Raw genomic sequence first — 14,794 nt, forward strand, 5'->3', positions numbered from 1 at the left:
GCCCTGTCCCGGCGCCGGAAGGTAGGGGGCGGCGATGTCGACAGAGCGGCAATTCAGCCAAGGCGTCGCATGGATGGCGATCGGCGGGTGGACCGAGCAGGCGTTCAACTTCGCCATTTTTGTCGTGCTCGCGCGCATTCTGGGCGCAGAGGCCTTCGGCCTGCTCGCCATGGCTGCCGCCTTTGTGGTGCTGTCGGAGTTTCTCGTGCGGGACACGCTGTCGGAATACATCATCGCAGATGATGCGCCCGACCCTGACGATCTCAACGCGGTGTTCTGGATGCTGGCGGGGCTGGGCATCGCTCTGGTGGCCGCGCTGGTCAGCGCCGCGCCGTGGATTGCGCGGTTCTACGGAGACCCGCAGATCGGGGACCTTATGTCGGCGCTGTCGCCGACCGTGGCGCTTGTGGCCCTCACGGCGGTCCCCGTGGCGCTGCTGCGGCGCGAGATGCAGTTCCGGATCCTCGCGCTGCGTGCCGTGGCGGGCGTGCTCGCAGGCGGCATCGTGGGGCTGGGCTTGGCGATGGCGGGGGCAGGGGTCTGGGCTCTGGTTGGTCAGCGGCTCACCGTCGTGGGTGTCAATGTCGTCTTGGCGTGGGGTGCCAGTGATTTCCGCCCCGGCTGGGTCAGGCAGCCCGATCCGAACCGCCGCCGCCGCATCATGGCCTTCGGCTATCCGGTGCTGTCGCTGCGCGCCGCCGAGCTTGCCACGGTACAGGTTCCCACGTTGATCCTTGGGGCCGTGGCGGGGCCGGTCGCCACGGGCTATTACGCCTATTCGTGGCGGCTGGTCGAGGCGGCCTCGATGCTGATCGTGACGCCGTTGCGAATGGTGTCGCAACCGGCCTTCGCCAGTCTGCGCCGCGCTGAGGGCTCGGCCAACGCCTTGCTCGACGATCTTGCGCGTCTGGCCAGCCTCTTGGCCTTTCCCGCCTTCACCGGGCTCGCGGTTCTGTCGGCTGCCTTTCTCGCCGTCGTCGGCGGGGCAAACTGGATCGCGGCGGCACCGCTGTTGTCGGCGCTTGCAATCGTCGGTGCCCGCAGCGTCGTCGTGCAGGTCGAGCAGAGCTTCTGTCTGGCGCATGGCCGTGTCACCCCGCTTGCCGTCACCGCATGGGCCGAAGTGTGCCTGATCGCGCTGGCGATGGCGCTGGCGGCACCTTATGGGGCGGCGTCGATGACTTGGGCGATGACGGGCGTGCTGCTGCTGATGTGGGGCGTGCGCATCGCGATCGTGGCGAGGGTCGCGGATCTGCGCCCGCGGGTCCTGCTGCGGCGATACATCGACGCCGCCGCGCTTGCGGCGCTGGTCGGCGTAGCGCTTGCGCTTTGGTGCCGTGTCGCAGCGGCGTGGAGCCCGCTTGCCGTGCTGCTCTCGGGGGGGCTCATCGGTGCGGCGGCGTGCGCCGCGCTCGCCCGCGTCCTGCTGCCGCAAAGCCTCGCCGTCGCGCGCCGCTATACCCTTCAGGCAAAGCGGCGCGGCCCGACCGCCCGCGCTGCGCCCGACTTGCCTGCGCCTGACTTGCCTGCGCCCCCCACCACCTCTGGAGATGCCTCATGAGATCCTTGCGCGTTCTGATGTTCACCACCTTCTACCCGCCGTATTCCTTTGGCGGGGATGCGATCGGGGTGCAGCGGATGGCGCGCGCCTTGGTGTCGCGCGGCCATCATGTGACGGTGGTCCATGACGAGGATGCCTTTCTCAACCTTGGGGGCAAAGCACCCGAAGGGAGCGGCGAGGACGACGGCGTGCAGACCATCGGGCTGCGCAGCGGCGCGGGCGTGCTGTCGAACCTGCTGACCCAGCAATCGGGCCGACCGGTGATGCATCGCGCGAAGCTCCGGCAGATCGCAGAGCAAGGCGCGTGGGACATCGTGTGGTACAACAACGTATCGCTCGTGGGTGGGCCGGGGCTGCTGGATTACGGCGATGGGCTGAAGGTCTATGAGGCGCATGAGCATTGGCTGGTCTGCCCCTCGCACGTCCTTTGGCGGCATGGGCGCGAGCTGTGCGACGGGCGCGAATGCCTGCGCTGTGTGCTGTCGCACCGCCGCCCTCCGCAGGTCTGGCGCCAGACCGGCTACCTTGATCGTCAGCTTGATAAGATCGACCTGCTGATCGCCAAAAGCGCCTTCAGCCGCGACAAGCACCACGAGTTCGGGCTGCGGCAGAAGATGGAGGTCTTGCCCTATTTCCTGCCCGACCTCGACCATGCCGCCACGCCGCCCTTCAAGGGGCACGACCGCCCGTATTTCCTGTTCGTGGGGCGGCTGGAAAAGATCAAAGGACTGCAGGACGTCATCCCGGCGATGGATCGCTATGAGGCGGCGGATCTGCTGATCCTCGGAGATGGGGATTACGCCGAGCCGTTGAAGCAGTTGGCCGCCGGGCATCCGCGCGTCCATTTTCTGGGGCGGAAGTCACCGGATGAGCTGGCCGCTTATTACCGCGGTGCATTGGGGCTGATCGTGCCGTCGGTCTGCTATGAGACCTTCGGCATCATCCTTATCGAGAGTTTCCGGCTTGGAACGCCGGTGATCGCGCGCCGTCTTGGGCCGTTCCCGGAAATCGTCGAGACGGCGGGCGCGGGGGCGCTCTTCTCCAGCGAAGACGAGGTCATCGCGGCCATGAGCGCGCTTCAGGGCAATGCGGCGCATCGCGATGCGCTGTCGCGGGCGGCACGCAGCGCCTTCGTCGCGCATTGGCACGAAGATCGGGTCATGGCCGCTTATGGCGAGGCGCTTGCTGCGGCGGCACAGCGGGCGGGCCGCCATGAGCTTGCCCGTGCGCTGGAGGGCGGAGCCTTCGAAAGCGGGGCGGCTGCGGCGTGATCTGCGGCCGTTACACCTGCGCCGCGCCGATCCGATGCGCATTGGCCATGACCGAGAAGGTGATCGTCGTCGAGGGCACCGTCGGCAGCACGCTGGCATCGACGATATGGATGCGCTGCGCCCCCTCTGGCCGGCCCAGCAGATCCGAGGTCGAGGGCGCAGGGGCGTTGGTCATCGGCAGGCTGCTCCCGACGTGAAAGCTTGATCCCGGCGGCCCGTCGCGGCGGGCAAAGGTCAGCGCATGCAGCCCGGCAAGGCGCATCGCCCGCGCGAACCGTTCGGAGGCTGCATCAAGCACCGCCGCAGCCTCGGTGCCGGGATGGACTTTGGTATCCAGACGGCCATCGGGCGCGAGGCGCAGGTCGATCCGCGCCGAATGGGTCGAGTGCAGGAATATCTGGGCCACGATCAGCCTGCGCGCCAAGGCTTTCCACAGCGGCGCGCTGCCCGGCAATCGGCGTCCATATGTGGCCTGCATCTCGCGGGCGTAGAAATCGTTCCAGCTGTAGAGCTGCGCGTGCACCAGATAGGGAGAGATCGCCGGGTCCGAAAGCTCGGCGAAAAGCTGGGGCAATGTGGTGAAGGGCTGGGCATCGACGGGCTTGGGGGGTGCCCAGCGATGCAGCATCGGCATGAAGGCCTGCTGGCTGTCCTTCAGGGTCAGCGTTCGCCCCCGCATCAGCGGCGATGACAGCAGGATTTGAGATGTCCCAAGCACACCGGCGGCAAGATAGACCCGGTCGCCCTGCAGCGGTTCACACTGAGCGCCCTGCAGAACCACGCCGTCTGCGTCTTCGCGGACGCTTTGCACGATCATGCCGGGACTATAGCGGAAATTGGGATGCAGCTTCAGCCCGTTCAGCGTCGCCGTCGCCGACCAGATGTAGCCATAGGGGCAGCCGTGCTGGCACAGACCACATTCGGTGCAATCAGACGAGACGGCCTGCCGGGCCGCTCCGATCTGTATGCCAAGATCGCTCAAGTGGCTTTGCCTGAGGCTGAGCCGGCTCATGATCGTGCGGGCCTGCGGTGTCGGAGGGATTTGCCGGGCGCTCTCGGGCAGAGCGTCGGGGAATTCTGCGCTCAGCTGATCGCGGGTTCCGGACACGGTCAGCAACTGCGCGACTTTGCGGTAATGGGGCCGCAGGTCAGCCTCGGTGAGGGGCCAATCCGCGATATCCCGCGCGGCATAGGGCAAGACCGCGCTGCCCCAGACATTCGACAGCCCGCCGACCGCCAGCGACGCCCGCAGATCAACGCCCGTTGGGTCGGAAAAGGTCTCGCGTCCGGGGACCATGGCGAAATCCGAGCCAAAGCGCCGGACCTGGCCATCGCGCGGCGCCTCGTAGCGGGGGGCCGTGTAGGCCGCGATGTCTTCGCGGCTCCAGCTGTCGCGCTGCATGGCACCCAGCTTGTCGCGCGTGACCAAAGCTGCGGCTTCGGGACGCTGGCCGCCGTCGAGCATCAGCACTTTGCGGCCCCGCGCCAGCAGAGCCGAGGCCACGGCCACCCCAGAAGGGCCGGATCCCACAACGATATCAGCCATCGGCACGGCGGCGGTAGACCAAGACAGTGCCATCCCCAAGCGTGCCCTTGAAGGCGCCGAGCTGGGACAGGCGGCCGCTTTCTTCCTCGGCGGAGAAGGCGGGAAAGGCGCGGAAGACCCGGCCCGGAAAGACCACCACCATGAGCGCGGGTCCGGTGGCCATCGCCGCGGCGTAATCATCCGACGGCGCGAGCATCGTCCAATCGGTGCCGAAATAACCGTTGAAGATTTGCCCGCCCGGCCCGAAGGTGAAAACCCGTTCCTCCGGAAGCCTTTCGGCGGCAACGAGCCTCACCGCCGCAGCCAGATCCTGTTTGGGGCCAAGGTAGTTTCGTAAGGCAAGCGCGGCGGAGGCGGCGACGAGGACAGCTGCGGTGACAGGCATCACCCAAGTGCCGCCGCCCGGCAGCTTGTGTCCGATCCAGCGGCAGAGGCTTTGGACCCCCAGCACCGCCAGCAGGACGAAAAAGGCGGAATCCACGAAAAAGAACCGCGGCCAAACCCGCATCCCAAGGCCCACGAGCAGCAGCAGCGACAGCACCACATGCAGGCCGACCGCCGGGGCAAAGAGCGGCGCGGGTCTGCGGCTGGCGGCAGCGCCGAGCAACAGCAGCGCGCTCAGCATCAGCCCGGCGAGCAGCGTGACAGGTCCGGCCGCGCCAAGGCCGGTGCGCAGGGCTTCGGCGATGGACCAGAGCGGCGTCTGATACTCGTGCATGACGTCGACCGCCGAGGTCTCGGACACCGCAGTCACCGTCTCCAGCAATCCCGGCAGAACGGGCAGGTACAACAGCGCGCTCAGCAATAGTCCCAGCCCGTAGCCCAGCAGCGGCCACAGGAAATCGGCGCCTCCAGCGCGCCCGCGGACAGCTTGCCAAAGCAGCACCGCCAAGAGCAGCAGGCCCTGTGCGGCGAACAGAAAGGCGCCGGTGAGATGGGTGTACGTGGCGGCGGCCAGAACGATCCCATAGCCGATCCAGAGCCGCGGGCGAGGGTCCTTCACCGCGTGCAAGAACAGGCTCATGCCGACGGTGCCCCAAAACGCCAGTTCGGTATAGCCGCGGGCGTTTTGCGAGAACCAGATGTGATGGTAGGAGACGGCCAAGAGCAGCGCCGTAAGATGCGCGGCATTGGGTCCGCCAATCGGGCGCGCCAGAAACCATGCGGCGGCGATTGCGCCGACGCCAAAGATCATCGCCGGAAGGCGCACCACCCAGTTCGCCTCTCCCAGCGCCTCTGTCGCCAGCTTGACCTCGAGATTGTGCAGGTAGTGATGGTTCATCGAGTAGGAATTGACGAAGTCGCTCCACGGCAGGCTGACGTGGGTCTCCATGGTGAGGATCTCGTCGAACCACAGCGGCGCGTCGAGGCCGATCACCCTGAGCGCCAAGGCCAGCGCAAGGATCAATCCGAGCACAGCCAGATCGTAGGAACTTGCGGGCGGGGTTTGGGCCATCTCAGCCCGCCTTCACGGCACGAACCAAGAGCAGCATCTCATAGTTGGGATCATGCACCGCCAGCTCGTCGGGATCGAGTTCGCCAGCGCCCAGCCCATGCAGGTTGCAGATGCAGGTGAACACATTTCCGACGCTCGAAACCGTGACATTCTCGCGTCCGAAGACCGCCCCAAACAGCCGCCGTTTCGATTGCGAGGTGAAGTGCCAATACTCGCCCCAATCGTCGACGCCTTCGCGCCGGGCCACGCGGCTCATGCCGTGCGAGGTGCAGAGCACAACGCCGCCCGGCTTCAGGATGCGGTGCAGCGTTGCGATCGCCTTGTCGACTTCGAAGATCATTTGCAGCGTCTGGGTGATGATGATGCAGTCAAACGTGTTGTCGGCGATCTGCGGCGCGTCGGTCAGATCGGCGACGATGGTGGCCTGCGGGTTGCCTTCGACATAGTTCAGCACGTCTTCTTGGGTGACCCGGTCACCGCCGAATTTGCGGATATAGGCCGGGTCGCCCATCTCGAGCACGCGTCCGCGGATGTCCTCGGAATGGGCCGCAAGGAACTCTTCGATGTAGAAGCGTTCGATCGTCAGAAGGTCGCGATCCTGCCCGAAAATCGCAGAGATGGGCGAGAGCCGCCGCAAGCCGCCAAAGTTCACAGAGCCCACGGGCACGGATTGCAGCTTGTGCAGGCGCTGCTGCTTGCGCACCCATTTGCGCAGGCTTTCGGGCAGAACCGTCGTCGCGGTGTCCCGCACGGTTTTCTCGATCCATGCGCCCGGGGTCATGTGCGGCCAGTCGCGGTGATGTCGGCACCGATCTGCGCAGGGCCGGTCTTTGCGCTGTTGGACCGCTTCTCGGCGATGATATCCTCGATGATGGTCGCCAGCGACCGTTCGGGCCGAAAGCCGGTGACGGACTTCAGCCGCTGCACATCGGGCACCCGCCGCATCATGTCCTCAAAGCCATGAGGATATACCTCCTCATAGGGGATATAGCGTATCTCCGAGGAGGAGCCGGTCGCCTCGATCACCTGTTTGGCCAAAGCCTCGATGGTGATCTCGCGGTCATTGCCGATGTTGAAGACCTGACCAATCGCGTCGGGAGTGTTCATCAGCCGCACCAGCGCCTCGACCACATCGAGCGCATGGCCAAAACAGCGCGACTGCTGGCCGTCGCCGTGGATCATCAAGGGCGCGCCTTCCAGCGCGGCCTGCACGAAATTCGGCAGCACCATCCCGTAGCGGCCGGTCTGCCGCGGACCGGTGGTGTTGAAAAAGCGCAGCACGACGACCGGCAGATCCGCCTCGCGGGCGTAGGCGAGCGCGAGAAATTCATCGAGCGTTTTGGCGCAGGCGTAAGACCAGCGCAGATTGCGCGTGGCGCCGATGGTCAGGTCATCGTCCTCATGGAAGGGGATTTTGGCGGCCTTGCCATAGACCTCGGAGGTAGAGGCGATGAACACCGGTGTCTTGTCGATCAGCGCCGCCGTCAGCACGTTTTCGGTGCCGTTGATATTGGTCATCATGGACCGGCTGGGCTGCTCCATGATCACCTTGACGCCGACGGCGGCGGCGAGGTGAAAGACCAGATCGGCTTCGCAGACAAGCTGTTCGACCAGAGGTTTGTCCAGAACGCTGCCTTCGACAAAGCGGACCCGCGGGTCGGCGATCACAGCGTCCAGATTCTCGATCACTCCGGTGGAAAGGTCGTCAAGGATACTGACGTCATGCCCCTCGGCAATCAGCCGCTCCGTAAGGTGGGACCCGATAAAGCCAGCCCCACCGGTCACCAAAATGCGCATTATTCAAATATCCTGAAAGCGTCTAAATAAATCCACGGTAGCATGGCCGCCCGGCAAACGCATAGACCGGCGTCGCGTCTTTGCATCCGGCGGCGCTTTCGTGCGACGTTCCCTGTGAAATATTCAGCACTACTGCCGCAGACGGGCGCTGCGGGCGCTATTGCGCGCGCCCCGAACTGCACGCAGCGGCGGCAGAATATCTTTCTCTCTTCGTCAAAATGCCGTCCCAGCTGCGCAATCCTCGCCGCAACTCTTGAATTTGTTCGAAAGGTGTTGGCAACATTTGGGTGATTAAATCCTGCGCCGCCCTTGGGAGCGACAGGCAAGACGATTTTAAACAACCGATTTGAATACCGACGGGGGCTGAGTCATGTCAGGCGGCGGAAGGCTTCCCGATTTCCTCATCATCGGCGCAGCGCGCTCTGGCACAACCGCGCTCTATTCCCAGATGCGGCAGGCCCCGGACATCTTCATGCCTGCGCTGAAGGAGCCGAATTTCTTCTCATACGAGGGTGAGGCGCTGACCTGCCAAGGGCCCGGCGCGGAGTATATCAACAACTCGATCACCGAGGCGGACGCTTACAAGGCGCTCTTTGCCAAGGCGCCGGACGGGGCGATCTGCGGCGAGGCGTCGCCGCTCTATCTCTATGCACCGCGCGCGCCCGAGCGCATCCTGCACCATGTGCCCAAGGTTCGCATGATCGTCGTGCTGCGTAATCCCGTCGAGCAGGCCTTTTCGCATTTTCTCTACGCCACGCGCCACCGGATCGAGACCGAGACCGATTTCCTGCGTGCGCTCGATCAGGAAGAGGCGCGTCTGCGCGCTGGCTGGCAGCCGCTCTTCGGCTATTCCTCCTTCCCGCGCTATGGCGAGCAATTGGCCAGATATTTCAAGCTTTTCCCGCGAGAGAGCTTCCTGATACGAAGGTATGAAGCCTTTCGCGACACGCCCGATGCGGTGCTGCGCGATGCGCTGGCATTTGTCGGCGCCGATCCCGATTTTCAGCCGGTTCAGACCGAAGGGGTCAATGCTGGCGGCACGCCGCGCAACCGGGCGTTTCAGGATTTTCTCATGCGTCCCAATCCGATCACCGGCGCGATCGGTCTGGTGGTGCCGCGCGAGACGCGCTGGAAAATCCGCGATTGGCTGGCCGGGTTCAACACCCGCCGCGGCCTTGAGATGCCGGAGGCGGCGCGCGCGATCCTGACCGAAAGGCTGCGTGAGGATGTCGCGCATCTGTCGGATGTCCTGGGAGAGGACTTCAGCGACTGGCTGCGCTGAGATGTCGCGCGCCCGGATACCGCTGAACTTGGGCGGCGGCACCTCTGGGGTCGATGCCCGCAGGGTCTTGCGCTAAGTCTACCGGTCAGGCAGGGGGCGCTGCCTCCTCGCCGCTGCGCGGCTCACCCCCGGCATATTTTTAAAGAGAAGAAGCCCGGGGCCGCAGGGCGCGAAAGAGGTAGGCATGGCGATTTTCATCGGGTCGGAGATCTATCGCGGCTCGCGCTATGGCGCGCTGCATCCGCTGTCGATCGAGCGGGTGCCGGCGGTCATCGATCTGTGCCGCGCCATGGGCTGGCTGCCAGCGCGGGACTGGCGGGTCTCGCCGCGCGCCAAGCCCGCCGCGCTGACCGATTTTCATGCGCCGGACTATGTGGCGGCGCTGCAGGCGGCGGAGGCGGCGGGGGCGGTTTCGGATCAGACCCGCGACCGGCATGGGCTGGGCACGCTGTCGAACCCGATCTTTCCCGAGATGTACCGGCGCCCCGCAACGGCGGTGGGCGGTGGGCTCTTGGCGGCGGAGATCGTCGCGGCGGAGGGCGGCGCGGTGTTCAACCCCGGCGGCGGCACGCATCACGCGCTGGCCGACCGCGCCAGCGGCTTTTGCTTTCTCAACGAGCCGGTGCTGACCATCCGCCACCTGCTGCGGCTGGGGATGCGGCGCGTGGCCTATGTGGACATCGACGCACATCACGGCGACGGGGTGGAGATTGCCTTTGACGGATCCGAGCAGGTGCGGGTGATTTCCGTGCATGAGGCGCGGCGCTGGCCCTTCACCGGTGCGCTGGAGGATCGGGCCGGGGGCGCGGCGTTCAATCTGCCGGTGCCGCGGGATTTCAACGATGCCGAGTTTGCCCATGTGCTGCAGGAGATGATCCTGCCGGCGGTGGCAGCGTTCCGGCCCGACGCGATCTTTTTGCAATGCGGCGCCGATGCGGTGCTGGAGGATCCGCTGGCGCGGCTGGCGCTGTCGAACAACGCCCATGCCTCGGCGGTGCGGGAGCTGCGCGCGCTGGCGCCGCGGATGATCGTCTCGGGCGGCGGCGGCTATAACCCGTGGACGGTGGCGCGCTGCTGGTCGCTGGTCTGGGCCACGCTCTCGGGTCGCGAGGTGCCGGAGCATCTGCCCGCCGGGGCGCTGGGGGTGTTGGGGCGGCAGGTCTGGGCGCGGCGCGGGCGCCCCTCGGAGGCGCTGCTGACCACGCTGCGCGACGCGCCGCGCGAGGGGCAGCTGCGGGATGAGATCCGCAGCGGTGTCGCGGCGCTGCGGGCACGTCTCAGGGCTGAGGTCTGAGCGGGCTGGTCTGAGGCCTGTGGTCCAGGCTTCGTGATCTAGGCCGCATGATTTAGACTGGCGGGGGGGATGGAGCGGGTAACGGGAATCGAACCCGTAACTTAAGCTTGGGAAGCTCGCGTGATACCTTTTCACCATACCCGCGCTCTGGAGTGCTGATCTACTGGCGGCGCGGGCTGGCGTCAAGCGGCTGCGTCGCGGAAATTGCGCCCCACGCGGCTGTGAACGGGCGTTGGCTTGCCGCAGCGCCCATGACGCGCAACCTTTGTTTCATGAGCCAGTCCTTCGCCGTCTCCCGCCGCGCTTTCCTTGCCACCTCCGCCGCCGCGCTTGGCCTGCCGCTGGCCGCGCCCGCGCTGGCGCAGAGCCGCGCTTGGGCGGGCCGGGCCGAGGGGCTTGATCAGTTGCATACGCTGCAGGTCTGGCGTGGCGGCGCGCCGCTTTATGAAGAGGCGTTCCGCGGGCCGGGGCTGGACCGGATCGCCAACGTCAAATCGGTGTCGAAGACGCTGGTGGCGCTGCTCACCGGCATTGCCATCGAGCAAGGCGAGATCGGCGGCGTCGAGGCGCCGGTGCTGCCGCTTTTGGGACGCGCGCCGACCGGAGACAGCCGCGATGATCTGACGGTGGGCGATCTGCTGTCGATGCGCGGCGGGCTGGTGCGCACCTCCGGGGCGTCTTACGGCGCATGGGTGGCCAGCGACAATTGGCTCGACAGCGCGCTGCAGCCGGACCCGCAGGCGCGGCCGGGTGGCCGGTTCATCTATTCCACGGGCGGCTGGCACGTGCTGGGCGCGGCGCTGAGCGCGGTCACGGGCGAAAGCCTGCTGAGCCTTGCGCGCAGCGGGCTGGGCGATCCCTTGGGGATCGACGTGGCGCCTTGGGTGCGAGATCCGCAGGGGCGCTATCTGGGCGGCAACGACATGGGGCTGACCCCGCGCGGCCTGCTGCGGATCGGCGAGATGGTGCGGCAGAACGGCCACTGGCAGGGGCGGCAGGTGGTGCCGCAGCGGTGGATCGAGACCTCGTGGCAGCCGCGCGCGCGCTCGCCCTTCTCGGGCGATCAATACGGCTATGGCTGGTTCCTGACGCGGTTCGACGGCGCGCAGGCGGCCTATGCGCGCGGCTACGGCGGGCAGATGCTGGTGGTGGTGCCCCAGCGCGAGATGGTGATCGCGATCACCTCGGACCCGATGCGCCCGGCGCGCTCGGGGGGCTATTTCGGCGATTTGCGCGCCCTAGTGGATCAGATCGTCTCAGACGCCTGACCGGGGAGTCCTCGGCCGCGCCGCCGCCGACCGCCGCTCTCGCCCGCGTTGAATTGCGGCTCGGGCAGGGGCGCCACTTGGCGCAGATGGGCAAAGGGCGCCTCGGCATGGGGCAGCGCGCTGGCGGCGACGAAATGCTCCTGAAAGCGCGGCTCCACGGCGGTTTCCACCTTGGTGATCTGGTGCACCTGCGCCTCGATCCGTCGCCGCGCGGCAAGGCTGCAGAGCGCGATGCGCGCGCCGGTGCCCGCGGCGTTTCCGGCAGAGGTGACCCGCTCGGGCGGCACATCGGGGATCATCCCCAGCACCAGCGCGTGCAGCGGCGAGATATGCGCGCCGAAGGCCCCGGCCAGCACCACGCGGTCAACGGCGTCCACCCCCATCTCGTCCATCAGCAGCCGCGCCCCGGCGTAGAGCGCCGCCTTGGCCAGCTGGATGGCGCGGATGTCGGCTTGGGTCACGAGGATGCGCGGCCCGCCCGAGGCGCTGGCGTCATGCAGCAGATAGCCATGGGTGCGCCCCTCGGGGATCATCCGCGCGCTGCCGGTCTGCGCTGCCGAGCCGATCAGCCCGCGCGCATCCACCAGCCCGGCCATGCGCATCTCGGCCACCGCCTCGATGATGCCAGAGCCGCAGATGCCGGTGACGCCGGTGCCTGCGGTGGCCTCGGCAAAGCCGTCCTCGTTGGACCAGAGCGGGCAGCCAATTACCCGAAAGCGCGGCTCCTTGGTGGCCGGGTCGATGCGCACCGCCTCGATGGCGCCGGGGGCGGCGCGCTGCCCGGCGCTGATCTGCGCGCCCTCGAAAGCGGGGCCGGTGGGCGAGGAACAGGCAAGCACGCGGGCACGGTTGCCGAGCAGGATCTCGGCGTTGGTGCCCACATCGACGATCAGCACCAGATCATCCGACGCGCCCGGATCCTCGGCCAGCGCCACGGCGGCGGCATCGGCCCCCACATGGCCGGCGATCAGCGGCAGCAGGTAGACGCGCGCGCCCTCGGGCAGGGTGGCAAGGCCCAGATCGCGCGCGCCGAGATCGAGCGCCGACGAGGTGGCGAGGGCGAAGGGGGCCTGTCCCAGGGGCGTCGGGTCGAGCCCGAGCAGCAGGTGGTGCATCACCGGGTTGCCGACGATGGTCATGTCGAGCAGGCGATCCGGCGGGATGCCCGCCTCGGTGGTCAACTCGCCCGCCAGTGCGGCCAGAGCCTCGCGCACGGCGGCGGTCATCTGCGCCGCGCCGCCGGGGTTCATCATGGCATAAGAGACGCGCGACATCAGATCCTCGCCAAAGCGGATCTGCGGGTTCATCCGGCCCGCCGAGGCCACGACCTCTCCGCTGCGCAGCGAGACCAGATGCGCGGCGATGGTGGTCGAGCCCAGATCCACCGCCAGACCGTAGGCATCGCCTTCCAGCAGTCCGGGCCATGCGGCGACGATCTGCGGCGGCTGGTCCGTATGGGTGTGGTGCAGGGCGACGGTGATCTTGCCGCTGCCGTCCTGCAGCGCTTGGCTCAGCGTGGCCAGCACCGGCAGCGCGGGGCGGGCGCCGGAGATGCCCCACTGCGCCTCCAGCGCCTCGGCGGTCCGCTCGGCATCGCCGCTGGGGGCGTGCATGTCGGCGGGGGCGACCTCGATGAAATGCAGGCGGATCGCCGGGTCCATCTCCACCGCGCGGGCGCTGGCGGATTTGCGGATCACCTGCCGGTGCAACTGGCTTTCGGGCGGCACATCAATCACCACGTCCGACAGGATGCGGGCCTGACAGCCAAGGCGGCGCCCCTCGGGCAGGCCGCGCTTGTCGACATAGCGCTGCTCGGTGGCGTTCCACGCCGAGAGCGCGCCCGGGTCGGAGGTGATCCCATGTTTGGCGAACTGCCCGAAGGCGGGCGCGACCTGACATTTCGAGCAGATGCCCCGGCCGCCGCAGACGCTGTCGAGATCAACGCCCAACCGGCGCGCCGCGTCGAGCACCGGGGTGCCGGTGGGCACGCGGCCGCGTTTGCCCGACGGGGTAAAGACGACGAGCGGGTCTTTGGCGCTTGCGGCGGGAGCCTTGTCTTGGGTCATGCCCTCAGTCTGCGCGGCGCGGGGCAGGCAGGGTTGCCGGAAAACGCCGCCTCAAAGCCCGCGCGCGGCACGGGGCGCGCGCCGCCTGAGGTCAGCTGAGGTCAGCCCTCGGCCGTGACGCCCTCGGCGCGCAGCGCCTCGAGCCGACGGCGGAAGCGCGGGGCGTTGATCCGCTCGGTGACATTGGCGCAAAGCCATTCGGCCAGCAGCGGACGGTTCTCGGCATCCAGCCGACTGAGCAGACGCCGCAGATAGGGGATATGGCCGCGCCGCTTGCGCAGCAGCCGCGCCATCTCGGCGGTGTCGAGCCGGTCCTCGGCGGCGGCGGAAAGGATCGGGTGGATCAGGTCAAGCTCCAGCAGATCGCCCTGCAGCGCGTCGCCCATATAGGGCAGGCGGAAGCGGGTGACATTGCGCCGCTCGAACAGCGCCGCATGCATGGCATCCATCCTTTGCTGCGGATCGTAGAGCACATAGCCCGCCTGCGCGGCGTCCAGCATGTCGGGCGCGTAGCCGAAGCGCGAGGTGAAATCGACGCGGCGCATCTCGGGGAAGCGGTCGTCCCATTCGGCGACGCGCGGATCGAGCGTGGCCTGCGGCTGCAGCAGCACCACGCGCGCCCCGGGCGCGGCCACGGAATAGGCGGCGGCGGCATAGCCGCAGGGACCGGCGCCGTAGAAGATCACCTTGTCGAACTCGTCGAAGAAGCCGTCATCGAGCAACTGGTCAAAGAAGCGCGTCACCTCTTCGTCGCGGAACCAAGTGTCGGCGGTGCAGATCACCGACAGGTTCGACCAGCCCTCGATCGCCTGCATTTCCCAGCCCAGCGGCGTGGCGGTCTGGCTGTAGGCGGAGATGCCGGGCATGCTCTCGAAGGTGACCAGCAGCGTGTCGCCATCCTCAACGAAGATCGCGTGATGCCGTTTGCCCAGCGGTTCGGCAAAGCCATGCTCTTCGCCAAGCTTCGAGATCTCGGCGATCCAGTCGGCGCGGGTGAACGCACTGAGATCGACATCCGTGAGGTCGAGCTCATCGTCGAATGCGGGCCGGTCGAGGGGCTGTTCCGCGCTGTCCTTCATGATATCTGCCATTGTCCTGTCACTTCCGGCACCGTTCCGCAAAACACTCACTGTCGTACCCTCCTCACCTGCCAGCGCATCCTCTGTGCGTTCCCTTCGGGCCCGTCAGGGCAAAGGGCAGAACGGCGGCAGGCAAGCGATGGAGGCAAGGAACGGAACGTGCCCGGTATCCTC

At 67.1% G+C, this 14,794-nt stretch carries 11 protein-coding genes and 1 tRNA gene; 5 read left to right on the forward strand and 7 right to left on the reverse strand.

Annotated elements, in window-relative coordinates; all coding sequences use genetic code 11:
- The first annotated feature begins 34 nt into the window (after positions 1 to 34).
- Positions 35 to 1,561: an oligosaccharide flippase family protein gene (locus G0A00_RS09850; protein WP_164181940.1), complete on the forward strand. Its 1,527-nt coding sequence runs from the start codon at positions 35 to 37 to the stop codon at positions 1,559 to 1,561.
- On the forward strand, positions 1,558 to 2,832 hold the full coding sequence (locus G0A00_RS09855) for a glycosyltransferase family 4 protein (RefSeq protein ID WP_164181942.1): 1,275 nt from the start codon (positions 1,558 to 1,560) through the stop codon (positions 2,830 to 2,832). Before G0A00_RS09850 ends, G0A00_RS09855 begins: the two co-directional genes overlap by 4 nt.
- 10 nt (positions 2,833 to 2,842) lie before the next feature.
- Here the strand turns inward: G0A00_RS09855 and G0A00_RS09860 are convergent, their stop codons facing one another.
- The 4 genes from G0A00_RS09860 to G0A00_RS09875 are packed head-to-tail and all read right to left on the reverse strand — an operon-like array spanning position 2,843 to position 7,631.
- On the reverse strand, positions 2,843 to 4,378 hold the full coding sequence (locus G0A00_RS09860; protein ID WP_164181944.1) for a GMC oxidoreductase: 1,536 nt from the start codon (positions 4,376 to 4,378) through the stop codon (positions 2,843 to 2,845).
- Positions 4,371 to 5,834, reverse strand: a complete 1,464-nt coding sequence (locus G0A00_RS09865; RefSeq protein WP_164181946.1) for a glycosyltransferase family 39 protein — start codon at positions 5,832 to 5,834, stop codon at positions 4,371 to 4,373. Before G0A00_RS09865 ends, G0A00_RS09860 begins: the two co-directional genes overlap by 8 nt.
- 1 nt (position 5,835) lies before the next feature.
- Positions 5,836 to 6,615: a methyltransferase domain-containing protein gene (locus G0A00_RS09870; protein ID WP_066106121.1), complete on the reverse strand. Its 780-nt coding sequence runs from the start codon at positions 6,613 to 6,615 to the stop codon at positions 5,836 to 5,838.
- Complete coding sequence (locus G0A00_RS09875; RefSeq protein WP_164181948.1) at positions 6,612 to 7,631, reverse strand: NAD(P)-dependent oxidoreductase; 1,020 nt, start codon at positions 7,629 to 7,631, stop codon at positions 6,612 to 6,614. Before G0A00_RS09875 ends, G0A00_RS09870 begins: the two co-directional genes overlap by 4 nt.
- Before the next feature lie 370 nt (positions 7,632 to 8,001).
- Between G0A00_RS09875 and G0A00_RS09880 the strand changes: the two genes are divergently transcribed.
- Both G0A00_RS09880 and G0A00_RS09885 read left to right on the forward strand, forming a co-directional pair.
- Complete coding sequence (locus G0A00_RS09880; protein ID WP_164181950.1) at positions 8,002 to 8,913, forward strand: sulfotransferase; 912 nt, start codon at positions 8,002 to 8,004, stop codon at positions 8,911 to 8,913.
- A gap of 184 nt (positions 8,914 to 9,097) precedes the next feature.
- A complete protein-coding gene (locus tag G0A00_RS09885; RefSeq protein WP_164181952.1) occupies positions 9,098 to 10,207 on the forward strand; it encodes an acetoin utilization protein AcuC in 1,110 nt (369 codons plus the stop codon).
- A 70-nt stretch (positions 10,208 to 10,277) separates the two neighbouring features.
- On the opposite strand, the gene G0A00_RS09890 is transcribed toward G0A00_RS09885, so the two are convergent.
- Positions 10,278 to 10,351 (reverse strand) — tRNA-Gly (locus G0A00_RS09890).
- Between the two features lie 107 nt (positions 10,352 to 10,458).
- On the opposite strand from G0A00_RS09890, the gene G0A00_RS09895 reads away from it, so the two are divergent.
- A complete protein-coding gene (locus G0A00_RS09895) occupies positions 10,459 to 11,475 on the forward strand; it encodes a serine hydrolase (RefSeq protein ID WP_235953063.1) in 1,017 nt (338 codons plus the stop codon).
- Here G0A00_RS09895 and G0A00_RS09900 read toward each other — a convergent pair.
- Both G0A00_RS09900 and G0A00_RS09905 read right to left on the reverse strand, forming a co-directional pair.
- Entirely contained in the window at positions 11,454 to 13,541 is a 2,088-nt protein-coding gene (locus G0A00_RS09900) for an ASKHA domain-containing protein (RefSeq protein ID WP_164181954.1), read from the reverse strand. The genes G0A00_RS09895 and G0A00_RS09900 overlap by 22 nt on opposite strands.
- A gap of 101 nt (positions 13,542 to 13,642) precedes the next feature.
- Entirely contained in the window at positions 13,643 to 14,632 is a 990-nt protein-coding gene (locus G0A00_RS09905) for a phosphoadenosine phosphosulfate reductase (RefSeq protein WP_235953064.1), read from the reverse strand.
- Positions 14,633 to 14,794: the final 162 nt, after the last annotated feature.

This window comes from Salipiger sp. PrR002 (assembly GCF_010500775.1).
Lineage (GTDB): Bacteria > Pseudomonadota > Alphaproteobacteria > Rhodobacterales > Rhodobacteraceae > Salipiger.